We start from the raw sequence: 21,080 nt of genomic DNA on the forward strand, positions 1-21,080 counted from the left end.
CGTCGTACCGGCGACCGCCCTCCGGTTACAGTCCTTGCATGAGCAAGCCCCGCTCCCTGGACCTCCCGCCGGGCACCCGCGCCCGCCGCCTCGACACCGTGCGCGGCGCGTTCGCCGTGCTCGACGCGGCGCCGGCCGGCGAGCGGCGGGGGACGGTCCTGATGCTGCCGGGGTACACGGGCAGCAAGGAGGACTTCCTGGCGCTGCTCGGCCCGCTGGTCGAGGCCGGGTACCGCGCCGTCGCCGTCGACGGGCGCGGTCAGAACGAGTCGTACGGTCCCCGGGGCCGCGCCGCCTACAGCCGCCGGGCGCTCGCCCTGGACGCGGTCGCGCAGGCCCTCGCGCTGGGCGACGGGCCGGTGCACCTGCTCGGACACTCCTTCGGCGGGATCGTCGCCCGCTCGGCCGCGGTCCTCGCCCCGCGCGCCTTCCGCTCGCTGACGCTGCTCTCCTCCGGTCCCGGCCGGGTCGCCCGCCCGCAGCGGGTCCGGATCCGGGCGCTGCGGGCCGGGCACGCGCTGCTGGCGAAGGACCGGGTGTGGCGGGCGACGCGCTGGCTGGACAGCCGGGGCGAGGCACCGGACGGGATCCTCGACTCGGAGGAGGTGCTGGGCTTCCTGCGGCGCCGCTGGATGCTGACGAAGGTCGCCCAGCTGTCCGGCACGGGACGGCTGCTGCTGCGCGACCCGGACGGCGCGACGGAGCTGGCCGGCCTGGCGATGCCCGTGCACCTGGCGTACGGCTCCGAGGAGATGGTCTGGCCGCCGGCCGAGCTGGCGGCGGTCGCCGCCCGTACCGGCGCGCACCACACGGTGGTGGAGGGCGCCGGTCACTCCCCCAACGTCTCGCACCCGCGCGAGCTGGCCGAGCGGCTCGTCGCCTTCTGGCAGCGGGTGGACGCCCCGGCGCGCCGGGAGGTCCCGCTCAGTACTGCGCCCTGAGGTGCTGCCAGAAGCCGTCGCGCAGGGCGCGGCGGAGGGCGCCGTGGCCGCGCAGGGAGCGGCTGAGCCGGGACTCGGCCTCGACGAGGAGGTCCTGGTCGTAGGCGGCGGGGAGGTACGGGTCGCCGGGGAGGAGTTCTGCGAGCCGGTCGCGGCCGCGTTCGCCGAGCCAGGTGGCGGCGATCTGGGCGCCGACGAAGCGGACCTCGTCGCGGGAGGGCGGCGGCTCGGCGTCGTTCTCGTACAGGGTGACCGGGCGGCGGGTGACGTACGGCCGGCAGAAGTCGAGGTCGAAGGTGCGCTGGCTGTCGACCTCCCAGAGCAGCGCCTCGGCCTGGTTGGGGCCGTCGGCGGCCTCGATGCCCCAGAGGTGGACGCGGGCGCCGTAGCCTTGGGCGGCCTCGACGGCGGAGACCAGGTCCTCGTCGCCGCCGATGAGGGCGGCGTCGCTGATGGCGCGGTGACGGGCGAGGGACTCCAGGTCGGAGCGGATGAGGGAGTCGACGCCCTTCTGCTGGTTGTTGGCGTTGAGGTTGCCGAGGCGGACCTTGACGTCGGGGAGCTCGGCGATGGACTGCTGCTCGGGGGTGTGGATGCGGCGGCGGGCGCCGTCGTACCAGTAGACGCGGAGCAGTCGGCTGTCGGCGAAGATCGTGCGGGCGGTGTCGATGAACGCCTCGATGAGTCCCTCGGCGTCGAGGTCGTAGGAGCGCCGGTCCTCGGTGCCGGTCACCAGCAACCCGGCGGAAGCATGGACGTAACCCGCGTCGACGAAGATGGCGTGGGTGGACGGGGTCTTCGCGACCTCGGCCAGCATCCGCAGCAGGAGCTCGTTGGTGCGCTCCAGGCGGGCGTCGAGGGCGGCGAGGGCGGCGGTGGGCGGTTCTGGGTTCATGGCGTCGTTCATCAGCCCTCATTGTCCGTCGTCGGCTGCGCTACCCGCCAGTAGTTAGCCATCCGAAAATTTTCCTTAGCGTAAGGAATGTTCTCGATGGTTCCTCTGTTGGACACAGAGGTACGCCAGTACTCAGTTCTCCTTGTGGAGGATCAACTCGGACGAAGGGAGAAGCCATGCGCTTCGAAATTCTGCGACTCGACGACGTCGACGGCACGCCCGTCGACTCGACCGTCGTGGACGCCGCCTCCGTCAACCGGATCGTGCAGCAGGCCGCATCGATCGGCCAGCGCATCTGGATCCGCCCCGCAGAGACCTCCGCCTCGTAACGGGGCAGGTCCACACGACAGCACCGCGCCCCCGCGCGGACTCCGCTCAGGCGGAATCCGCACGGGGGCGCAGTGGTGTCCGGGCCCGGGTCAGGCGCCCCGGATCACCTGGGTCACGCCGTTGATGATCTGCTGCACGGCGATCGCGGAGAGCATCATGCCGGCGAGCCGGGTGACGAGGACGACGCCGCCGTCCTTGATGACGCGGATGATGCCCAGCGAGAAGCGCATGGCCAGCCAGAGCACGACGTGCATGGCGGCGATGGCGGTCCAGACGGAGACCTGCGCGGCGGCGCTGTCGGCGTGCTGGACGGCGAGGATGACCGAGACGATGGCGCCGGGCCCGGCGAGCAGCGGCATGCCGAGCGGGACGAGGGCGACGTTGACGTCCTTGGTCTGCTTCGGCTCGTCGGTCTTGCCGGTGAGCAGGTCGAGCGCGATGAGCAGCAGCAGGAGGCCGCCCGCGATCATCAGGGCGGGGACGGAGACGTGCAGATAGGCCAGGATCTGCTGGCCGAGGATGCCGAAGACGGTGATGACGCCGAAGGCGACGGCGACGGCCTGCCACGCCATCCGGCGCTGGACCTTGGCCGGGCGGCCGGAGGTCAGCGCGAGGAAGATCGGCGTGATGCCGGGCGGGTCCATGATCACGAAGAGGGTGAGGAAGAGCGAGCCGAAGACGGCGACGTCGAACACGGTGGGGTGCCTTGCGGTGAGGGTCGAACGGTGGGGTGTGGGGCACCGGACCGGAATCAGTGATTCCGGCGCCGGGGCAGGAGTGCCCCGCCCCCGCGCGGCGGACGCGCGGGGCCACGGGGGCGGTACGAGGAGGGCCGGAGCGGGCGGGTGCCCAGCGCCGTCACGGCACGGGTCGGTGCGGGACGGCCCGGTACGACGGCACACGGGCCCGGCGCGGCACGAGGCCGCGGGCGGGGCGGGCTCCCGGGGCGATCCGGTCCCGGTCTAGCCGGCGAGCGCTCCGCCGGCGCCGGGGACGGGGAAGGCACCGGTCGCGCGGCGGGTGATCTCGCCGTAGATCTCGGGGTCGGTGGTGTACTCGCCGAGCCGGCAGGTCTTGCGGCTGCCGTGGTAGTCGCTGGAGCCGGTGACCAGCAGGCCCAGCTCCTTCGCGAGCCCGCGCAGCCGCGCGCGGGTGGGCTCGTCGTGGTCCATGTGGTCCACCTCGATGCCGTCGAGCCCGGCCTCGGCGAGCGCCGCGATCGCGGACTCGGGCACGACCCGGCCGCGCTTGACGGCGCCCGGGTGGGCGAAGACGGTGACGCCGCCGGCCGCCTTCACGAGCCGGATCGCGTCCACCGGGTCCAGTTCGTGCTTCTGCACGTGCGCGCGGCCGCCGTCGGCGAGCCACTCGGTGGTGAAGGCCCCGGAGACGTCGGGGACGACGCCCAGCTCGACCAGGGCCTCGGCCACGTGCGGGCGGCCCACGGAGCCGTCTCCGGCGATCCGCTCGACCCGCTCCCATGTGACGGGGACGCCGAGCTCCTGGAGCCGGGCGACCATGGCCCGGGCGCGGGGCACCCGGTCGTCGCGGACCAGCTCGCGCTCGGCGAGGAGGGCGGGCTCGGCGGGGTCGAAGAGGTAGGCCAGCATGTGCAGGCCGATGCCGTCGAGGCGGCAGGAGAGCTCGGCGCCGGGGACGACGGTCAGCCCCTCGGGCGCGGCGGCGATCGCCTCGGCGTGCCCGCGGGTGGTGTCGTGGTCGGTGAGCGCGACGACGTCGAGCCCGGCCGCGGCGGCGCGGCGCACCAGCTCGGCGGGGGTGTCGGTGCCGTCGGAGGCCGTGGAGTGGGTGTGCAGGTCGATGCGCACGACGCGGTTCTCCAGGGGCTCGGCACGGACAGGTGACGCTCCAGCATAACGGGCGATACGCCCCCTGCTGTACGGATCCCAACCAGCGGGCGCCCATTACCCACTGGCAAGCGGGCCCGCGGGGGGCCCGGGTCGTCAGCCGAGCAGGCGGGGGGTCAGGGCGCCGCAGGGCAGGAGGTCGACCTCGGAGCCCGCGTCGCGCAGGTCGGTGAGGACCAGTTCGTCGTACATGAGGAGGCCGGACTGCTCGGGCCAGACGATGGCCCAGAGCCAGAGTCCGCGGGCCTCGCCCGCGAAGACCGCACGGTCGTGGGGGGTGCCGGTGACGTGCCAGAGGGGGGCGGGGCGGCCCGCCGCGAGGACCTTGGCCGCGGGCGGCTTGTCGATGGCCATGCCGGAGCCGGGGTCGGGGCCGTCGATGCCCGCGTACCGGGCGCCGAGGCCGACGCCCAGCTCCTCGGCGACGAGCAGCAGCTCGCCGATCCCGCCGAGCGGGCCGGGACCGGAACAGGCGACGGCGGTGGCGCGGCCTCCGCTGCGGTCGTCACCGGCGTACGCGACGCCGGTGAAGAGCCAGCCGACGGGCAGCGGCCAGGGCATCCAGACGGGCACCTGGGAGCGGTGCACGACGACGCCGAGGCCCTCGATGCTGGGCGGGATCACCGGCTGGAGCGGGTGCACGGGTCCGTGAACGTCGCACTGCCAGGAGTCGGAGAAGAGACCGGGCGCCCTGACCCGCCCACCGCACTTCGGACAACTGGGTTCGCCCCTCATAGGGCTCAACGGTCCTCCCGCGCGCGCCTCCCGTCAAGGACGGCCGCGTTCGATCACCCGTCCGGCCGGGAGCGTTCACCCCGGCGCGCGCCGCCCCTCAGTCCAGGGCGACGGAGCCGCGCAGCGGGTCGCGCAGATCGGTGCCCTTCGCGAGCCAGCGCTCCTCCAGCGCCTGCGCGCCGTGCACCCGCTTCCAGGCGGCCTCGTTCGGCGTCATCGGCAGCAGCGGCAGGAAGCGCACCGGGTCCATCGGCTCGTCGAGCTCCAGGTCCTCCACGAGCCCGCCGGACTCGGCGACGAGCACCGAGCTGAAGCCGGCCCCCGGCCAGAGCGGCTCGCCGAGGTCCAGCGAGGCGCCGGGGGCCACGACCACCCCCTCCACCTGCGGGGTGGCGGCGAGCACCGCGAGCGGGCGCAGCACCTTGTCGGTGTCGGCGCGCCCGAGGCGGACGGTGAGGACGAGCTCGGCGCGCGGGCCCTTGACGGGGTCGGCGAGGGCGGCGGTCGGGTCGGCCATCGGGGCGGCGGACATGCCGAGGGTGGCGTAGCGGACGAGCCCGGCGTCCGCGTCGACGAAGCGGAGCACCTCGATCCGGTCGGTGCCGAGGAAGGTCACCGCGGCCCGCGCGTCCGGTTCGCCCAGGGCCGTACGCAGCCGGGCCTCGACCAGTGCAAGAACTTCTCCCATGCCGCGAGCATAGATCGCGTATGGAAGGGGCAAAGTAAGGGATTGACCCTCGGTCGGCTGATAGTGTTGGCCACTGGTCGGGTTTCCCGACTGTGCGTCACACGTCATCCCTCACGGGGGACCGGCCGGAGGAGGTGGGACTGCGATGGACCGAAGTCGGTCGGGCAGTACCAGCCGCTCTTCCGCCGCACCGCACCCGAGCCCGGTGCGTTCCCCCCTCCGGTGACACCGGGTCCCTGAACCGCGGACCCCCCTTCCCCGGCATCGCGTACGACGGAAGAGCATCCCCTCTTTGCCTGTCTGAGTTGCGAACGCCGTCACCGCGATCCTCCGGTGCCGCCCGCTTTGTGGACGACGTCCTCTCCCGTCCTCATTCCGGGTTGCGCCACGCTCGCCGACGGCCTGTCCGTGAAGGAGCACGCCCATGTCGATGATCCGTGACCTGCGCGCCGCCGTTCGGCCCAGCCTGCGTCCGAGCCTGCGCAAGACCCCGACCACGTACACGAACTACGACCCGACCCGCGACCACACGGCCTCCAGCGCCATCGTCGACTGCGCGGTCTACCGCGACGGCCGGCGCGTCGACGACCGCGCCTGCCTCACCCCGCGCGGCGCGATGTCGCAGGTGCGGGAGTCCGGAGGCTTCGCCTGGATCGGTCTGCACGAGCCGACCGAAGCCGAATTCGCCGGCATCGCGGCCGAGTTCGGGCTCCACCCGCTCGCCGTCGAGGACGCCGTCCACGCCCACCAGCGGCCCAAGCTGGAGCGGTACGACGACACCCTCTTCACCGTCTTCAAGACGATCCACTACGTGGAGCACGCCGAACTCACCGCCACCAGCGAGGTGGTGGAGACCGGCGAGGTGATGTGCTTCACCGGCCCGGACTTCGTCATCACCGTCCGGCACGGCGGCCAGGGCTCGCTGCGCAACCTCCGCCACCGCCTCGAGGGCGAGCCCGAACTCCTCGCCAAGGGACCCTCGTCCGTGCTGCACGCCCTCGCCGACCACGTCGTCGACGGGTACATCGCGGTCGCCGACGCCGTCGAACTCGACATCGACCAGCTGGAGATCGATGTCTTCTCGCCCGCCGCGAAGGGCTCCACGCGCGGCACCGACACCGGTCGGATCTACCAGCTCAAGCGCGAGGTACTGGAGTTCAAGCGGGCCGTCACCCCGCTGCTGCGCCCGATGCAGCTGCTCTCCGAGCGGCCCATGCGCCTGGTCGACCCCGACATCCAGAAGTACTTCCGGGACGTCGCCGACCACCTGGCCCGCGTGCAGGAGCAGGTCGTCGGCTTCGACGAGCTGCTGAACTCGATCCTCCAGGCCAACCTGGCGCAGGCGACCGTCGCGCAGAACGAGGACATGCGCAAGATCACCTCGTGGGCGGCGATCGTCGCCGTCCCCACGGCGGTCTGCGGGGTCTACGGCATGAACTTCGACCACATGCCGGAGCTGCACTGGAAGTACGGCTACCCGATGGTCCTCGGCGGCATCGCCGCCATCTGCTTCGCGATCCACCGCACGCTGAAGCGCAACGGCTGGCTCTGAGGGGCCTGCCGATAGGCTGCGGGCCATGACTGAAGAGCTGTTCCTCGTCGAGGAGGCCACCAAGAAGTCCGGCCTCGTGTGGGTCCGGGGCACCGGGCCCGCCCGGGCGCTCTGGCACGTCTGGCACGACGGCGCCGCCCACGTGGTCGGCGACGGCCCCGGCGAGCAGCCGCTGCCCGGCCTCGCCGACGGCGCCACCGCCGAGGTCACCGTCCGCAGCAAGGACAAGGGCGGCCGGATCGTCTCCTGGACGGCCGCCGTGCACCAGCTCATCCCCGGCACCGAGGAGTGGGACGCGGCCGTCGCCGAGCTGAAGGGCAAGCGGCTCAACGCCCCCGACGGCGAGGCGATGCCCGAGCGGTGGGCGCGCGAGTGCCGCGTGCTGCGCCTCGACCCGCGCGCCGCCACCACCGCGCTGCCCGACGGCTCGCTCGCCGCCGTCCCCCTGCCGTCCCCCGCGACCACCCGCCGGCCGGTCCCGGCCGCCCTGCCGAAGCTGCTCTTCCGCCGCGGGAAGAAGCGCTGACGGAAGCGGCACCGAGCCAAGGGCCTGTCGTCGAACTCCCGCCGTCGCCCGGAGGGCGGCCCCGCGGCGTCAGGTGCGTGCTCTCGGCGTGCCGGGCGCGAGGCCTCGTACGGGACGTACTCGGCCCTGTGCCCGGTGCGGCGAGAGTGCGTGCATGGCGTCGTGGGGCAGGCGGGAGTGTGACGACAGGCCCTAGCGGCCCCTCAGCCCTCGGGCAGCCCGGCCGGGGCCGTGCCGAACGGGCTGTCGATCGCGTAGCGCCACCGCCCGTCCGCACCCCGCCGGGCGACGTCGGTGGCGGTGCCCCCGACGCGTACCGGACGGCCGTCGGGGTCCGTCCCCTCCATCAGCCAGTCCACCACGAGCAGCGCCAGGTCGCCGGTGGCGTACACCGCGCGCGGGCGGACCTCGATCGGCACGCCCAGCGCCTGGAGCCGCGCGTTGGCGGCGTGCAGCGCGGACCCGGTGAGCGGGGCGCCGCCCGGGCCCGCGGCGAGGAGCGCGCCCTCCTCGTAGAGCTCGGCGAGGGCCGCCGGGTCGCCGCTGTCGAAACGGGCCGCGAAGACGGCGGGCACGTCCTCGGGCCGGGTCGGGAGGCCGGGCAGAGCGCCGGGCGGGGCTGCGGACAGGGCTTCGGACGGGTTTTCGGGCATGGTCGACGGAGATCCTTCCGTGCGGGGAGAATCGGACTCCCGACACGCTAGGAGGCCGCCTCGTGACTCACCGAACGGTTGGCCGCGTGCCGGGCCTCCCGGACGACGACCCCCGTGCCCGCGTCGACGCGCCCGCTCCCGACTGCCCGGTGGAGATCGCCCTCGCGGCCCTGCGCGGCCGCTGGACCACCCTCGTCGTCCGGGAGCTCCTCGGCGGCGAGCGCGGCTACAGCGAGCTGCGGGAGGCGCTGCCGAGGCTCTCCGACAAGGTGCTGTCGGAGCGGCTGGCGCAGCTCGCCGAGGCGGGCGTGGTCACGCGGGTACGGCACCCGGGCTGGCCCCCGACCGTGCGGTACGCGCTCACGCGGCGCGGCCGGGAGCTGGGGCCGGTGCTCCAGGCGCTGTGGGACTGGGGCGCGGCGGCCGGCTGAGCCCGGTCAGGCCCGGGGCAGCTGGCGGCCGTAGTCGAGGGTCTCCTCGCGGTCCGGCTCGGCGAGCGGGAAGTCCTTGTCCCACTCGGAGAGGACGACCAGGCCCGCGCCGCCGCCGCGGGCGAACTTGAGCGGGTACGGCGATCCCTCCAGGGCCACGTCGAGGATGCCGCCCTGGCCTTCCGCGCCGCCCTTCACCTTCACCGTGCGGACCCCGCCGATCTGGTCCCGGTCGCCCTTGACGACCTCGCCGTGCAGCCCGATGAGCCCGCGCAGCAACTGGTCCATCTCCGTGAAGCCGCGCAGCTGCTTGTAGGAGGGGTCGTCGCTCGGCACCTTCACGTACTTGTCGTCGAGCTTGTCGGCGGCCTCCGCGTCCGCCTCGGTCGGCTTGCCGTCGCCCTCCTCCTCGTGCGACCAGAAGCCGGCGTCGGCCTTGAGGTAGAGCGCGTCGCCGACCCGCAGCAGCTCGAAGGTGCTGTTCTTCGTGGTCACCGAGCCGGTGGCACCGTTCTGCTTCAGCCGCATGTCCAGCTTGAAGGTGCCGCCCTTGCTGACCAGGGTGCCCGCGAGCCGTACCGCCTTCGCGGCGTCCGCCGCCGTGCGGGCCTCCCGCTCGATCTCCGGCGCCGACAGCTTCCCCACCCCGTTCGTCCCCTCGTCGGGATCCGGTCCGCAGGCCGTCAGACCCACCGTCAGCCCCGCGCACAGCGCCAGCGGCACGGCCGCCCTGCGGAACCGGCCCGCGGGGGACGTGCGGGCGCGTGCCGACGGCACGGACGGGATACGCGATGACGGGGTGCGGACGGCCACCTGCGCTGCCTCTCGTTCTGCGGTGCGGGGGGACGGGGCCCCGGCCGCACGCGCACGGCGGGGAGGGGCCGCCGGGGTCGGCCGGACGGGCCGGCCGGTGCCGGTGGGGGGCGGCAGACCGCAGCGTACCCGTGCGGGCCCGGCGCCCCCGCAGGCAGCCGGACGGCGGCGCTGCCGGAGCGGGGAGGAACACCACGGGCTAGCCTGAACCCTGCGGAGTCGCCACAGGACGCCGCAAAGGCCGTGAAGCCCCCCCGGGGCGGCGCGGCGACCCGGATCGCGCGGCACCGAGGAGGCCCGAGGCATGGCGGCAGGCGCCCCCCGGATCTTCGTCTCCCACCTCGCCGGCGTCGCCGTCTTCGACCCCGTCGGCGACCAGGTCGGCCGGGTCAGCGACCTGGTGGCGATGCTCCGCGTCGGCCGCCGCCCGCCCCGGCTGCTCGGCATGGTCGTCGAGGTGCTGAGCCGGCGCCGGGTCTTCGTCCCGATGACCCGCATCACCGGCGTCGAGTCCGGGCAGGTCATCACCACCGGCGTGGTCAACATGCGGCGCTTCGAGCAGCGGCCCACCGAGCGGCTCGTCCTCGGCGAACTCCTCGACCGCCGGGTGACGCTCGTCGAGACCGGCGAGGAGGTCACCGTCCTCGACGTCGCCATCCAGCAGCTCCCGGCCCGCCGCGACTGGGAGATCGACCGGGTCTTCGTCCGCCGGGGCAAGGCAGGGGCGCTGCGCCGCAAGGGGGAGACGCTGACCGTGGAGTGGTCGGCCGTCACCGGCTTCTCCCTGGAGGAGCACGGGCAGGGCGCCGAGAGCCTGGTCGCCACCTTCGAGAGGCTGCGCCCGGCCGACCTCGCCAACGCGCTGCACCACCTCTCCCCCAAGCGGCGCGTCGAGGTCGCCGCCGCCCTCGACGACGACCGGCTCGCCGACGTCCTGGAGGAGCTGCCCGAGGACGACCAGGTGGAGATCCTCGGCAAGCTGAAGGAGGAGCGGGCCGCCGACGTCCTGGAGGCGATGGATCCCGACGACGCCGCCGACCTCCTCAACGAGCTGCCCGAGGAGGAGAAGGAACGATTGCTCACCCTCATGCGGCCGGACGAGGCGGCCGACGTGCGCCGACTGATGTCGTACGAGGAGCGGACGGCGGGCGGCCTGATGACGACCGAGCCGATCGTGCTGCGCCCGGACGCCACGGTGGCCGACGCGCTCGCCCGCGTACGGCAGCAGGACCTGTCGCCGGCGCTGGCGGCGCAGGTGTACGTGTGCCGGCCGCCGGACGAGACGCCGACCGGGAAGTACCTGGGCACGGTGCACTTCCAGCGGCTGCTGCGGGACCCGCCGTTCACCCTGGTCGGCTCCCTGGTCGACAGCGATCTGCCGCCGCTCGGCCCGGACACCGCGCTGCCCGCGGTGACCAGCTACTTCGCCGCGTACAACCTGGTGGCGGCGCCGGTCGTGGACGAGAGCGGTTCGCTGCTCGGCGCGGTCACCGTCGACGACGTCCTCGACCACCTGCTGCCGGACGACTGGCGGGAGACGGAGTTCCACGAGGAGGGGGTGCGGGGTGGCTGAGCGGGCACAGGACCGGGACCGCGAGCGGGAGCGGGAGCGGGACCAGCCCCGGCTCCCCCGCATCCGGCTCGACCAGCCGCGGATGCGCCGTGCCCGGCTGCTGCCGGAGTACGACCCCGAGGCCTTCGGACGGATGTCCGAGCGGATCGCCCGCTTCCTCGGCACGGGCCGGTTCATCGCCTGGATGACGGTGATCATCATCGCCTGGGTGGTGTGGAACATCTTCGCCCCGGCGTCCCTGAAGTTCGACGAGTACCCGTTCATCTTCCTGACCCTGATGCTCTCTCTCCAGGCCTCGTACGCGGCTCCGCTGATCCTGCTCGCGCAGAACCGGCAGGACGACCGGGACCGGGTCAACCTGGAGCAGGACCGCAAGCAGAACGAGCGCTCGATCGCCGACACCGAGTACCTGACGCGGGAGATCGCGGCGCTCCGGATGGGCCTGGGCGAGGTCGCCACCCGCGACTGGATCCGCTCCGAACTCCAGGATCTGGTGAGGGAGCTGGAGGAGCGCGGACAGGAACGTGATCTATTCCCGCCGGACGGCGAGCGGCGGAGTGACGTACCCGACCGTTGACAGCCCTTTCATAGCGAGGTGGTCGTCCCCGTACCATCGGACCCATGGCTACGGAAGACGCGGTGCTTGAAGCACTGGCGACGGTGAACGACCCCGAGATCAATCGTCCGATCACGGAACTCGGCATGGTCAAGTCGGTGGAGATCGGACCGGACGGCAGGGTCGCGGTGACGGTCTACCTGACGGTCTCCGGCTGCCCGATGCGCGACACCATCACGCAACGCGTCACCGAGGCCGTCGCGCGGGTCGAGGGCGTCACCGGTGTCGACGTCACGCTCGACGTGATGAGCGACGAGCAGCGCAAGGAGCTGGCGGCGGCACTGCGCGGCACCACCGCCGAGCGCGAGGTGCCGTTCGCGAAGCCGGGCTCGCTGACCCGGGTCTACGCGGTGGCGTCCGGCAAGGGCGGCGTCGGCAAGTCGTCGGTGACCGTGAACCTGGCGGCGGCGATGGCCGCGGACGGCCTGAAGGTCGGTGTCGTCGACGCCGACATCTACGGCCACAGCGTGCCCCGCATGCTGGGCGCGGACGGCCGTCCGACCCAGGTCGAGAACATGATCATGCCCCCCTCGGCGAACGGCGTGAAGGTCATCTCCATCGGCATGTTCACCCCGGGCAACGCGCCCGTGGTGTGGCGCGGCCCGATGCTGCACCGCGCGCTCCAGCAGTTCCTCGCGGACGTGTACTGGGGCGACCTGGACGTCCTCCTGCTCGACCTGCCCCCGGGCACCGGCGACATCGCGATCTCCGTCGCGCAGCTGGTGCCGAACGCGGAGATCCTGGTCGTCACGACCCCGCAGCAGGCGGCGGCCGAGGTCGCCGAGCGGGCCGGCTCGATCGCCGTGCAGACCCATCAGAAGATCGTCGGCGTCGTCGAGAACATGTCGGGCCTGCCGTGCCCGCACTGCGACGAGATGGTCGACGTCTTCGGCACGGGCGGCGGCCAGCTGGTCGCGGAAGGCCTGACGAAGACCACCGGTGCCACCGTCCCGGTCCTCGGTCAGATCCCGATCGACGTGCGCCTGCGCGAGGGCGGGGACAACGGCAAGCCGGTCGTCCTCTCCGACCCCGACTCCCCCGCGGGCTCCGCCCTGCGCGCCATCGCCGGCAAGCTCGGCGGGCGGCAGCGCGGCCTCTCGGGCCTGAGCCTGGGCATCACCCCGCGCAACAAGTTCTGAGACACCGCACCGGTTCCGGGTACGGCGAAGGGCGCCCCGCGCGGGGCGCCCTTCGCCGTACCCGGGGGCTCAGGCATACAGCCCCAGGTCCTTGATCTGCGCGAAGCCGAGCCCGTACGCGCTCATGCCCCGCCCGTACGCCCCCAGGTGCACGTCCCCGGCGGAGCCGGCCAGCACCCAGCCGAACTCGGACTCGCGGTAGTGGAAGGGCACCGGCACCCCGTCGACGGGCAGAGACAGCGCGGTCCAGGCGGGCCCGTCGAGGTCGTCCGCGAGCTCGAAGGCCGTCTCGGTCTGCTGGTCGAGCCAGTGGTCCCGCAGCGCGTGGTCGAGCGACGCGGGCCAGGTGTGGGCGAGCAGCCCGGAGCCGGCCAGCCAGGCCGCGGAGGAGACCGTGGTGGCGTCGAGGACGCCCGTGCCGTCGCCGGTGCGCCGCACCGGGTTCGCGGCGACCGTCACGACGACGGCGAACCGCTCCTTGTCCGTGCCGGCGACCTCGGACTTTATCGACGGCTCGTCACCGTGGCCCACCGAGCCGTGCTGGACGGTGCCGTCCGCCGCCGTACCGATCTGCATCAGCCTGCGGGGCCCGGTGAACGCCTCGTCGAGCCCGTACCAGGCGAAGGGCGCGCGCAGAAACCCCTCGGCTTCCACCCGACTCGTCGTCTTCATTCCGGCGCCTCCTCGTTGCGTCAACTCAAGGAGGATAGCGACCGGCCGGTGACACCCCGTGTCAGGTCGCGTCGGAGTCGTACGGCGGCCGCTCGGGAGCGGCCGACTGGTCCTGCTTCTTCATCAGGTCGGGTGCGGAGCCGTTGACCGCCGCCGGGGCCGCGGCGGGGGCGGCGGCGGGCGAGGGGGCGGGGGTGCTCTCGCGGCCGTTCACCGCGTCGGCGACCTCGTTCATCTCCTTGCGGAGGTCGAAGGTGGAGCGGAGCTCCTTGAGCTCGCCGAGGTCCTCGTTGCCGTCGAGCTGCTTGCGGATGAAGGTCTTCGGGTTGAGGTCCTCGAACTCGAAGTCCTTGAACTCCGGCCCCAGCTCGCTGCGGATGTCCTCCTTCGCGCTGTCGGAGAACTCCCGGACCTTGCGGATGAAGCGCGAGACGTCCTGGACGACCTTCGGCAGCTTGTCCGGCCCGAAAACGAGCACGGCGAGGACGATGAGCGTCACCAGCTCGAGTGCGCCTATGTCGCTGAACACCTAATAGCTCCTTCACGCCGGACCAGGACGGCCCGGTCCACGGTACCCGCCCGGGCTGCCGGACGGGTACCTTGCGATGTCCGCCACATGTACTCGGGCAGGTCCTCAGGTGCCCTGGGCGGAACCGAGCGTGACGGTCCGGGTGAGTTCGCGGCCGTCGCGGGTCAGCGTGAGGGCGAGGGCGTCGCCGGGGCGGTGGGCGCGGATCTTCACGATCAGCTCCTCGCCGTTGTGCACCCGCTGGCCGTCGACCTTGGTGATGACGTCGCCGGGGCGCAGGCCCGCCTTGGCGGCGGGGCCGTCGGGGGTGACGGCCGGCGTGCCGTCCTTGCCCTTGTCGCCGACGCGGGCGCCGTCGCCGTTGAACTGCATGTCGAGGCTGACGCCGATCACCGGGTGGGTGGCCTTGCCGGTGTTGATGAGCTCCTCGGCGACCCGCTTGCCCTGGTTGACCGGGATGGCGAAGCCGAGGCCGATGGACCCGGCCTGGCCGCCGCTGCCGCCGTCCCCTTCGCCGGAGCCGCCGCCCGCGGCGCGGATGGCGCTGTTGATGCCGATGACGCGGCCCTTGCCGTCGAGGAGGGGGCCGCCGGAGTTGCCGGGGTTGATGGGCGCGTCGGTCTGGAGGGCGTCGACGTAGGAGATGTCGCTGCCGTCGCCCTTCTCGCCGCCGGCGGTGATGGGGCGCTCCTTGGCGCTGATGATGCCGGAGGTGACCGTGTTGGAGAGGTCGAAGGGGGCGCCGATGGCGACGACGGGGTCGCCGACGCGGACGTCGTCGGAGTTGCCGAGCGGGAGCGGCTTGAGGCCGGTGACGCCGGTGACCCGGACGACGGCGAGGTCGTAGCCGGTGTCCTTGCCGATGAGCTTGGCGGAGGCGGTCTCGCCGCTGGAGAAGGTGACGGTGATGTCGCCGGAGGTGGCGGCGGCGTCGACGACGTGGTTGTTGGTGAGGATGTGGCCGCGGTTGTCGAGCACGAAGCCGGTGCCGGTGCCGGCCGAGCCGCCGCCGCTGACGTGCAGGGTGACGACGCCGGGCAGGGCGGCGGCGGCGATGCCGGCGACGCTGTCGGGCGCGCGGTCGGTGGTCCCGGCGCCGGACTGCGGGAGTTCGACGGCGCCGAGGTCGATGCTGCCGTTGCGCTCGATGTAGGCGCCGACTCCGCCGCCGATGACGCCGGTGACGAGGGCGAAGAGGAGGGCTCCGACGAGGGCGAGGCCGCGCCGGGACTTCTTCCGCGCGGGCGGGGCGTCGGCCGGGCGGCCGGCGCCCCAGGGGTCGTACTGGCCCCAGGCCTGCGGCGGCACCGGTCCCTGCGGCGGCGGGACGGCGCCCTGCGGGGCGGGCAGGGGCGCGGCGGGCAGCTGCACCGGCGGGGCGGGCGCCCACGGCCCGGGCTCGCCGTAGGGCGGCGTCCGGTACTCGTCGGGCGCGTGCAGCGGCTGCGGGGCGGCGGCCTCGTCGCGTACGGGCTCCACCGGGGCGGGCGCCTCGTCGCGTACGGGCTCCACCGGGGCGGGCGCCTCGTCGCGTACGGGCTCCACCGGGGCGGGCGCCGGTTCGGGCGTCGCCGGGGTCTCGGGGAGCTCGACGGGCGCGGCTTCGGGGGCCGCGGGGGCGGGCGCGGAGGCGTGGCCGGGCGCCGGCTCCTTCGTCATGTCGACCCTGGGCGCGGCGGGCGCCTCGGCGGCCGCCTCCGGCGTCCGCCCGGGCGTCACGGGCTCGGCCGGATCCGGGGCCTGGAGGGGGAAGTCCTCCGGTTCCGCCGGGGGCGGCGTGGGTATCCGCGCCGCCTCCGGGGGCGTCGAGGGCCGGCTCCACCAGTTCGGCTTCCCGTCGTTCATGCTCTCCCCGCAACCGCTGACCCGTGGGCGCCCGGTCGTTCGGGCGCCCTGACCCAGGATTCAACCAGGTCGGAGGTCAGCGGGGGGAGCCCGGCGGGGTGCCGGGCGGGCTCGGTGCCGGGCTGGGCGCCGGGCCGAGGGCCAGCTGGAGCGCGGGGGCCGTCGGTCGTACGAACGGCGAGAGGGCGAGGAGCGACTGCGCCTGCACTGCCGCCCGGAACCGCACCGCCGTCACCGGTCCCGCACGGTCCACGTCCACCGGGACCGCACCCGAGGGGACGGTGCCGCCGGGGACCAGCGGGGCGCCGGCGATGGACTGGGCACCGCCCGGGGAACGCTCGGAGCGGTCCGAACGCGCGGTGACGGAACCGGAGCCCGTGCCGGGGGCCGCGGAGGCGCCCGCGCGCAGCGGGGTGACCGCGGTGCCGGTGCCCTGCCCGCCGCGCGCGGCGGCGGTGAGGGAGCTCTCGGCGGGGACGGCGCCGCCGAGCGCGATGGCCGCGAAGGACACGGCCCCGGCCGCGGCGACGGCGAAGCGCCGGCCGCGTCCCGCGGGGGTGGTGACGGAGTGGACCCGGAAGCCGGTGCCCGTGTCGGGCCTGGCGGGGGGCGCGGTGGCGAACCCGTCGCTCTTCACGCCCCGTGCTTCGAGGAGCTGTTCCAGCGGGGAGCGCCCGGGATCGCCGGGACCGCCGGGGAGTCCCTGGAGGCGGGCGAGGAAGCCTTCGGAGGGCTGGGGGGCGCCGCTCGACGCGAAGACGTTCTTCAGGGCGCGCTGCGCGTCGGCCTCGGCCTTGCAGCGGGCGCAGGTGGCGAGGTGGGCGAGGACCCGCTCGCGGGTGTCGTGGCCGAGCTCGCCGTCGACGAGCGCGGCGAGCCGGTCCCCGAGGTGGTGCTCGGCGGGGCTCGGGGACGGGGGACGGGTGCCGCTCACGCTGTCCCGGCCTCCCATCCGACGGTGGCCAGGGCGCGCTCGGCGCGGGCCTCGGGCGAACGGTGCTTGAGCGCCTTGCGGAGGTGGGAGCGGCCCCGGTGGATGCGGCTGCGGACGGTGCCGAGCTTCACGCCGAGGGTCGCGGCGATCTCCTCGTACGACAGCCCCTCGATGTCGCAGAGGACGACGGCGGCGCGGAACTCGGGCGCCAGGGTGTCGAGGGCCTGCTGGACGTCGGCGTCGAAGTGGGTGTCGTTGAACACCTGCTGGGGGGAGGGCTCCCGGCTGGGGAGCCGCTCGGCGGCGTCGTCGGCGAGCGCGTCGAAGCGGATGCGCTGCTTGCGGCGGACCATGTCGAGGAACAGGTTGGTGGTGATGCGGTGGAGCCAGCCCTCGAAGGTGCCCGGGGTGTACGTCGACAGCGAGCGGAAGACACGGACGAAGACCTCCTGGGTGAGGTCCTCGGCGTCGTGCTGGTTTCCGGTCAGACGGTAGGCGAGTCGGTAGACGCGACCGCTGTGCGTGCTGACGATCTCCTCCCAGGTGGGCGGAGTCCACGCCTGCGATTCCGCATCCGAGGCGAAGGTCGCGGTGGTCGGTGCGGCGTCGGTGGTGTGGAGCTGGTCAGCGGTGTCGGTCACGGATTTCGGCTCACCCGCCGACCTGAGGAGGCGACGCAGCGCCCCTCTCCGATCCACAGGCGCAGCCGCACCTCCCCTATCGGCTCTGGTGGTGTCCAGTGGAGCCCCTACCATAGCCACCTCGCCCGTTAGCTCCGGATAAGAATCTTTACGAGCTTTTGAACCGGCGTCGTCGGCCGCTCCCGCGCTCGTCCCTCCCCTGGTGAACGCCCGGTCCCATCTGCGGGTTCCCGCTGACAGCGGATACAGTCACCGTTGCGCCAACTATGGGGACAGGAGAGGGCCATTACCGCCAACCGGCAGACGAACTGGGCGTTCGCCGACGCCTTTGTCGCCGAGGACGAAGCGCTGCGCTGGGCCCGCGAGAGGGCCCGTGAGGCAGGGCTGCCCTCGGTGTCGCCGGGCACGGGCGCGGCGCTGCGTCTGCTGGCCGCGTCCGCGGACGCCAAGGCGGTGGCCGAGATCGGTACGGGCACGGGCGTGTCGGGCATCTACCTGCTGCTGGGGATGCGCCCCGACGGCACCCTCACCACGGTGGACGTGCAGCCGGAGCACCAGCAGTTCGCCAAGACGGCGTTCCGGGCGGCGGGCTTCGCCGGCAACCGCGCGCGGTTCATCCCGGGCCGGGCGCTCGACGTGCTGCCGCGGCTCGCGGACGGCGGGTACGACCTCGTCTTCTGCGACGGCGACCGCGGCGAGTACCCGGACTATCTCGCTGAATCGTTGCGCCTGCTCCGACCTGGGGGTCTCGTCTGCTTCGAGGGCGTCTTCGCGGACGGCCGGACGGTCGACTCCGGGGCGCAGCCCGCCGAGGTGCAGCGGGTCAGGGAGCTGCTGCGCACGGTCCGGGAGAGCTCCCAGCTGCTGCCGACCCTGCTGCCGGTGGGCGACGGCCTGCTGTGCGCGGTCCGGCGCGGCTGAGCCCCTCCCCCGGATCCTGGCTTCCCCTCTTCCCCCCGGTCTGCCCGGACTCTCTCCCCCGACCGTCTGCGCCCCGATCCCCCGGTCTCTCTCCCCCGGATACGCCACCGCCCCGGTGCGGCGGGGCCGTACCGGGGCGGTGGGTCAGGAATAAGGGAGGGTCAGCCGACGACCTTCTTCAGGGCATCACCGAGCGCCTCGGCCTCGTCCGGGGTCAGCTCGACCACGAGCCGACCGCCGCCTTCGAGCGGAACGCGCATGACGATGCCCCGCCCCTCCTTGGTCACCTCGAGCGGGCCGTCACCCGTCCGCGGCTTCATGGCCGCCATGCTCGTTCCCCTTCCTGAAACCAGCTCATCTTCAGCCGGGCAGCTCCATAGCGTGGAGCACGCGTCACCGGCTTCGAACACATTGCTTCCAGGTCATTATCCCGCATCACAGGACCCGATGACCAACATCGATCGGCATCGCTTGCGCAACGCGCTCTCTCAAAACCCCACATTTCGGCGTCGGGCCTGCGATACTTCGCCGCCGCGGCTCGCTCCGCGGACCCGGAATCTTTGACGCAGCTCACATGGGCGGTACGGGTGATCTCCGTCATGCTGGGCTGATCAGCCCATCCCAGAGACGAAGGGGTCCCGATGGCCGACACGGTCCTGTACGAAGTGAGCGACGGACTCGCCACCATCACGCTCAACCGGCCGGAGGCCATGAACGCGCTGAACATCGCCGCCAAGGTGGCGCTCCGGGACGCGGCCGAGGCGGCCGCCGCCGACCCGGCGGTCCGCGCGGTGCTGCTGACCTCCGCGGGCGACCGGGCGTTCTGCGTCGGCCAGGACCTGAAGGAGCACGTCGGCCTGCTGCTCCAGGACCAGGAGTCGGGCACCAATGCCACGATGACCACGGTCCGGGACCACTACAACCCGATCGTCCGCGCGATCACCGGCATGAAGAAGCCCGTGATCGCCGCCGTCAACGGCGTCGCCGCCGGCGCCGGTTTCGGCTTCGCGCTCGCCGCCGACTACCGGATCGTCGCCGACACCGCCTCGTTCAACACCTCGTTCGCGGGCGTCGCGCTCACCGCCGACTCCGGCGTGTCCTGGACGCTCCCCCGCCTCATCGGCCAGAGCCGCGCCTCCGACCTGCTGTTCTTCCCGCGCACGCTCACCGCGCAGGAGGCGTACGACCTGGGCATCGTGAACCGCCTGGTCCCCGCCGCCGACCTGCCCGCCGAGGCGCTGAAGCTGGCCCGGAAGCTCGCCGAGGGCCCGACCGTGGCGTACGCGGCCCTCAAGGCGTCCGTCGCCTACGGCGCCGACCACTCCCTCGACGAGGCCCTGGACAAGGAGGACGAACTCCAGACCCTCGCCGGCGCCTCCGAGGACCACACCATCGCCGTCCGCGCCTTCCTGGCGAAGGAGAAGCCGAAGTACCTCGGCAGGTGACGGAGGGGCGCGCCCCGGTTCGTGCGCGGGTGGCCCGGCCCACTAGGATCCGGCCACCTTCGTACGCACACACCTGGGGGGTTCCGTGCGTCCTTCTCCTTCCGCGCGCCTGTCGCGCGGTCTCCTCGTCGCGGGTCTGGCCCTCGGCCTGCCCGCGACGGCCCTGTCCTCTCCCGCCTCGGCGGCGGACGGCTACGACCGCTGTCCCGAGGGCACGGTCTGCGTCTTCAGCGAGCCCCTGTACCGGGGCGACATGCTCGTCGTCCGGGGGCCGATGGCGTCGCTCGGAGCCTGGGACAACCGCATCCGGTCCTTCGCGAACAAGCTGCGGGGCTACTCCGACGCCATCTGCTTCTATCCGAACCCCGGGCTGGACCCCGAGGGTTCGGTCCACTTCTACTCCGGCGACTCGTTCGACCAGAGCCCCTACCCGCAGCTCGACCGGGCGGTCAGCTCCCTCGACATCGGCCCCGAGGCGGACGACTTCTGCGGGAGCGAGAGCCGCTACCCGATCCTCTACGACTACGTGGGCACCCGGCCCGCCACGCTTCCCGCCGAGGGCCGCTTCGGCGACCTGAACGGCGACGGCCGCGCCGACGTCGCCGGCCGCAACATGCTGGGCCAGCTCTGGACGTCCCACGCCTACGACACCCCGGGCACGACCCGGCTCGTCGGCGGCGGCTGGAACGCGATGACCGCGCTGACCCGCCACGGCGACCAGGACGGCGACGGCAAGGAGGACGCGTACGCCCGGGACCGCGCCGGCGTGCTCTGGCTCTACCCCGGCGACGGCCGCGGCGCCTTCAAGCCGCGCCGCCAGGTCGGCGGCGGCTGGAACTCCATGCGCGACCTGGCCGCGGCCGGCGACCTCACCGGCGACGGCCGGGGCGACCTGCTCGCCTCCGACCGCGACGGCGTCCTGTGGACCTACCCCGGCACCGGCCGCGGCGGCTTCACCGCCCGCAAGAAGGTCGGCGGCGGCTGGAAGGCGATCAACGAGCTGGTCGGCGCCGGGGACATGAACTCCGACCGCAAGGCCGACCTCGCCGCCCGCGACACCACCGGGAGGCTCTGGCTCTACCCGGGCACCGGACGCGGCGCCTTCGGCACCCGCAAGCTCCTCGGCGACGGCGGCTGGAACGCCCACCGGGAGCTCGCCGGCCTCGGCGACGTCACCGGCGACGGCCGCCCCGACCTGGTCGCCCACCTCGGCACCGCCTCCGCCTCGTGGACGTACGGCCTGCGCGTCTATCCCGGCACCGCCGACGGCCGCCTCCGGGCTCCCCGCGACCTCGGCCAGCTCCGGTCCACCACCTTCGTCTTCTGACCCGTC

General features: G+C 73.4%; 24 protein-coding genes. 11 read left to right on the top strand and 13 right to left on the bottom strand.

Annotated elements, in window-relative coordinates; all coding sequences use genetic code 11:
- The first annotated feature begins 38 nt into the window (after positions 1 to 38).
- Positions 39 to 941, top strand: a complete 903-nt coding sequence (locus ACFZCF_RS07820; RefSeq protein ID WP_388436675.1) for an alpha/beta fold hydrolase — start codon at positions 39 to 41, stop codon at positions 939 to 941.
- Here ACFZCF_RS07820 and ACFZCF_RS07825 read toward each other — a convergent pair.
- Positions 925 to 1,848, bottom strand: a complete 924-nt coding sequence (locus tag ACFZCF_RS07825; RefSeq protein WP_388436678.1) for an NYN domain-containing protein — start codon at positions 1,846 to 1,848, stop codon at positions 925 to 927. The two genes, ACFZCF_RS07820 and ACFZCF_RS07825, sit on opposite strands and share 17 nt — an antisense overlap.
- Positions 1,849 to 2,012: 164 nt before the next feature.
- Between ACFZCF_RS07825 and ACFZCF_RS07830 the strand changes: the two genes are divergently transcribed.
- Positions 2,013 to 2,165 (top strand): hypothetical protein, encoded by a 153-nt coding sequence (locus ACFZCF_RS07830; RefSeq protein ID WP_200427788.1) that lies wholly within the window; start codon positions 2,013 to 2,015, stop codon positions 2,163 to 2,165.
- A gap of 90 nt (positions 2,166 to 2,255) precedes the next feature.
- On the opposite strand, the gene ACFZCF_RS07835 is transcribed toward ACFZCF_RS07830, so the two are convergent.
- From ACFZCF_RS07835 to ACFZCF_RS07850, 4 genes are all read right to left on the bottom strand, one after another.
- A complete protein-coding gene (locus ACFZCF_RS07835) occupies positions 2,256 to 2,861 on the bottom strand; it encodes a MarC family protein (RefSeq protein ID WP_388436682.1) in 606 nt (201 codons plus the stop codon).
- 267 nt (positions 2,862 to 3,128) lie between these two features.
- Entirely contained in the window at positions 3,129 to 3,995 is an 867-nt protein-coding gene (locus ACFZCF_RS07840) for a PHP domain-containing protein (RefSeq protein ID WP_391285341.1), read from the bottom strand.
- 135 nt (positions 3,996 to 4,130) lie between these two features.
- Positions 4,131 to 4,769 (bottom strand): DUF6758 family protein, encoded by a 639-nt coding sequence (locus ACFZCF_RS07845; protein ID WP_388436688.1) that lies wholly within the window; start codon positions 4,767 to 4,769, stop codon positions 4,131 to 4,133.
- Between the two features lie 97 nt (positions 4,770 to 4,866).
- Positions 4,867 to 5,457, bottom strand: coding sequence for a suppressor of fused domain protein (locus tag ACFZCF_RS07850; RefSeq protein ID WP_388436691.1), 591 nt, complete (start codon positions 5,455 to 5,457; stop codon positions 4,867 to 4,869).
- A gap of 424 nt (positions 5,458 to 5,881) precedes the next feature.
- Here ACFZCF_RS07850 and ACFZCF_RS07855 point away from each other — a divergent pair, with 424 nt between their 5' ends.
- Positions 5,882 to 7,009, top strand: coding sequence for a magnesium and cobalt transport protein CorA (locus tag ACFZCF_RS07855; protein WP_388436694.1), 1,128 nt, complete (start codon positions 5,882 to 5,884; stop codon positions 7,007 to 7,009).
- Between the two features lie 25 nt (positions 7,010 to 7,034).
- Positions 7,035 to 7,535, top strand: coding sequence for a hypothetical protein (locus ACFZCF_RS07860; protein ID WP_388436697.1), 501 nt, complete (start codon positions 7,035 to 7,037; stop codon positions 7,533 to 7,535).
- Positions 7,536 to 7,738: 203 nt separating this feature from the next.
- Here ACFZCF_RS07860 and ACFZCF_RS07865 read toward each other — a convergent pair whose 3' ends face one another.
- A complete protein-coding gene (locus ACFZCF_RS07865; RefSeq protein ID WP_388436700.1) occupies positions 7,739 to 8,188 on the bottom strand; it encodes a YybH family protein in 450 nt (149 codons plus the stop codon).
- A gap of 86 nt (positions 8,189 to 8,274) precedes the next feature.
- Between ACFZCF_RS07865 and ACFZCF_RS07870 the strand changes: the two genes are divergently transcribed.
- Positions 8,275 to 8,619, top strand: a complete 345-nt coding sequence (locus tag ACFZCF_RS07870) for a winged helix-turn-helix transcriptional regulator (RefSeq protein ID WP_391285346.1) — start codon at positions 8,275 to 8,277, stop codon at positions 8,617 to 8,619.
- 6 nt (positions 8,620 to 8,625) lie between these two features.
- On the opposite strand, the gene ACFZCF_RS07875 is transcribed toward ACFZCF_RS07870, so the two are convergent.
- Positions 8,626 to 9,396, bottom strand: coding sequence for a hypothetical protein (locus ACFZCF_RS07875; protein ID WP_388436706.1), 771 nt, complete (start codon positions 9,394 to 9,396; stop codon positions 8,626 to 8,628).
- Between the two features lie 340 nt (positions 9,397 to 9,736).
- On the opposite strand from ACFZCF_RS07875, the gene ACFZCF_RS07880 reads away from it, so the two are divergent.
- From ACFZCF_RS07880 to ACFZCF_RS07890, 3 genes are read left to right on the top strand one after another with little or no spacing between them, the layout of a single operon-like run.
- The gene (locus ACFZCF_RS07880; RefSeq protein WP_388436709.1) at positions 9,737 to 11,005 is read left to right on the top strand and encodes a magnesium transporter MgtE N-terminal domain-containing protein; all 1,269 of its coding nucleotides are present in this window, start codon (positions 9,737 to 9,739) and stop codon (positions 11,003 to 11,005) included.
- Positions 10,998 to 11,582, top strand: a complete 585-nt coding sequence (locus ACFZCF_RS07885) for a DUF1003 domain-containing protein (RefSeq protein ID WP_388436712.1) — start codon at positions 10,998 to 11,000, stop codon at positions 11,580 to 11,582. The genes ACFZCF_RS07880 and ACFZCF_RS07885 overlap by 8 nt, the downstream gene beginning before the upstream one ends.
- Before the next feature lie 44 nt (positions 11,583 to 11,626).
- On the top strand, positions 11,627 to 12,760 hold the full coding sequence (locus ACFZCF_RS07890; RefSeq protein ID WP_388436715.1) for an Mrp/NBP35 family ATP-binding protein: 1,134 nt from the start codon (positions 11,627 to 11,629) through the stop codon (positions 12,758 to 12,760).
- A 69-nt stretch (positions 12,761 to 12,829) separates the two neighbouring features.
- Here the strand turns inward: ACFZCF_RS07890 and ACFZCF_RS07895 are convergent, their stop codons facing one another.
- The 5 genes from ACFZCF_RS07895 to sigE all read right to left on the bottom strand — a co-directional run bounded on the left by ACFZCF_RS07895 (position 12,830) and on the right by sigE (position 17,495).
- Positions 12,830 to 13,432, bottom strand: a complete 603-nt coding sequence (locus tag ACFZCF_RS07895; RefSeq protein ID WP_388436717.1) for a hypothetical protein — start codon at positions 13,430 to 13,432, stop codon at positions 12,830 to 12,832.
- Between the two features lie 61 nt (positions 13,433 to 13,493).
- Positions 13,494 to 13,961 carry a sec-independent translocase gene (locus ACFZCF_RS07900; RefSeq protein WP_388436720.1) on the bottom strand — a complete coding sequence of 156 codons (468 nt, stop codon included), beginning with the start codon at positions 13,959 to 13,961 and terminating at the stop codon, positions 13,494 to 13,496.
- 105 nt (positions 13,962 to 14,066) lie between these two features.
- Positions 14,067 to 15,806 carry a trypsin-like peptidase domain-containing protein gene (locus ACFZCF_RS07905; RefSeq protein ID WP_391285350.1) on the bottom strand — a complete coding sequence of 580 codons (1,740 nt, stop codon included), beginning with the start codon at positions 15,804 to 15,806 and terminating at the stop codon, positions 14,067 to 14,069.
- Positions 15,807 to 15,882: 76 nt separating this feature from the next.
- The gene (locus tag ACFZCF_RS07910) at positions 15,883 to 16,740 is read right to left on the bottom strand and encodes a zf-HC2 domain-containing protein (protein ID WP_388436726.1); all 858 of its coding nucleotides are present in this window, start codon (positions 16,738 to 16,740) and stop codon (positions 15,883 to 15,885) included.
- Complete coding sequence (gene sigE / locus ACFZCF_RS07915) at positions 16,737 to 17,495, bottom strand: RNA polymerase sigma factor SigE (protein WP_388436729.1); 759 nt, start codon at positions 17,493 to 17,495, stop codon at positions 16,737 to 16,739. Before sigE ends, ACFZCF_RS07910 begins: the two co-directional genes overlap by 4 nt.
- A 141-nt stretch (positions 17,496 to 17,636) precedes the next feature.
- Between sigE and ACFZCF_RS07920 the strand changes: the two genes are divergently transcribed.
- Positions 17,637 to 18,302: an O-methyltransferase gene (locus tag ACFZCF_RS07920; protein WP_388436732.1), complete on the top strand. Its 666-nt coding sequence runs from the start codon at positions 17,637 to 17,639 to the stop codon at positions 18,300 to 18,302.
- A 161-nt stretch (positions 18,303 to 18,463) separates the two neighbouring features.
- Here the strand turns inward: ACFZCF_RS07920 and ACFZCF_RS07925 are convergent, their stop codons facing one another.
- Complete coding sequence (locus ACFZCF_RS07925; protein WP_009997451.1) at positions 18,464 to 18,631, bottom strand: DUF3117 domain-containing protein; 168 nt, start codon at positions 18,629 to 18,631, stop codon at positions 18,464 to 18,466.
- 312 nt (positions 18,632 to 18,943) lie between these two features.
- Here ACFZCF_RS07925 and ACFZCF_RS07930 point away from each other — a divergent pair, with 312 nt between their 5' ends.
- Positions 18,944 to 19,747, top strand: coding sequence for an enoyl-CoA hydratase/isomerase family protein (locus ACFZCF_RS07930; protein WP_388436737.1), 804 nt, complete (start codon positions 18,944 to 18,946; stop codon positions 19,745 to 19,747).
- A gap of 85 nt (positions 19,748 to 19,832) precedes the next feature.
- Complete coding sequence (locus tag ACFZCF_RS07935; protein ID WP_391285354.1) at positions 19,833 to 21,074, top strand: FG-GAP-like repeat-containing protein; 1,242 nt, start codon at positions 19,833 to 19,835, stop codon at positions 21,072 to 21,074.
- The last annotated feature ends 6 nt before the right edge of the window (positions 21,075 to 21,080 follow it).

It is taken from the genome of Streptomyces sp. NPDC007945 (assembly GCF_042958885.1).
GTDB lineage: Bacteria > Actinomycetota > Actinomycetes > Streptomycetales > Streptomycetaceae > Streptomyces.

What these genes read in the sequence shown, in the direction of transcription:
- ACFZCF_RS07820 (WP_388436675.1), top strand. Translation starts at nt 39, where the DNA reads ATGAGCAAGCCCCGCTCCCTGGACCTCCCGCCGGGCACCCGCGCCCGC.
- ACFZCF_RS07825 (WP_388436678.1), bottom strand. Translation starts at nt 1,848, where the DNA reads ATGAACGACGCCATGAACCCAGAACCGCCCACCGCCGCCCTCGCCGCC.
- ACFZCF_RS07830 (WP_200427788.1), top strand. Translation starts at nt 2,013, where the DNA reads ATGCGCTTCGAAATTCTGCGACTCGACGACGTCGACGGCACGCCCGTC.
- ACFZCF_RS07845 (WP_388436688.1), bottom strand. Translation starts at nt 4,769, where the DNA reads ATGAGGGGCGAACCCAGTTGTCCGAAGTGCGGTGGGCGGGTCAGGGCG.
- ACFZCF_RS07850 (WP_388436691.1), bottom strand. Translation starts at nt 5,457, where the DNA reads ATGGGAGAAGTTCTTGCACTGGTCGAGGCCCGGCTGCGTACGGCCCTG.
- ACFZCF_RS07855 (WP_388436694.1), top strand. Translation starts at nt 5,882, where the DNA reads ATGTCGATGATCCGTGACCTGCGCGCCGCCGTTCGGCCCAGCCTGCGT.
- ACFZCF_RS07860 (WP_388436697.1), top strand. Translation starts at nt 7,035, where the DNA reads ATGACTGAAGAGCTGTTCCTCGTCGAGGAGGCCACCAAGAAGTCCGGC.
- ACFZCF_RS07865 (WP_388436700.1), bottom strand. Translation starts at nt 8,188, where the DNA reads ATGCCCGAAAACCCGTCCGAAGCCCTGTCCGCAGCCCCGCCCGGCGCT.
- ACFZCF_RS07880 (WP_388436709.1), top strand. Translation starts at nt 9,737, where the DNA reads ATGGCGGCAGGCGCCCCCCGGATCTTCGTCTCCCACCTCGCCGGCGTC.
- ACFZCF_RS07890 (WP_388436715.1), top strand. Translation starts at nt 11,627, where the DNA reads ATGGCTACGGAAGACGCGGTGCTTGAAGCACTGGCGACGGTGAACGAC.
- ACFZCF_RS07895 (WP_388436717.1), bottom strand. Translation starts at nt 13,432, where the DNA reads ATGAAGACGACGAGTCGGGTGGAAGCCGAGGGGTTTCTGCGCGCGCCC.
- ACFZCF_RS07905 (WP_391285350.1), bottom strand. Translation starts at nt 15,806, where the DNA reads ATGAACGACGGGAAGCCGAACTGGTGGAGCCGGCCCTCGACGCCCCCG.
- sigE (WP_388436729.1), bottom strand. Translation starts at nt 17,495, where the DNA reads ATGGTAGGGGCTCCACTGGACACCACCAGAGCCGATAGGGGAGGTGCG.
- ACFZCF_RS07925 (WP_009997451.1), bottom strand. Translation starts at nt 18,631, where the DNA reads ATGGCGGCCATGAAGCCGCGGACGGGTGACGGCCCGCTCGAGGTGACC.
- ACFZCF_RS07930 (WP_388436737.1), top strand. Translation starts at nt 18,944, where the DNA reads ATGGCCGACACGGTCCTGTACGAAGTGAGCGACGGACTCGCCACCATC.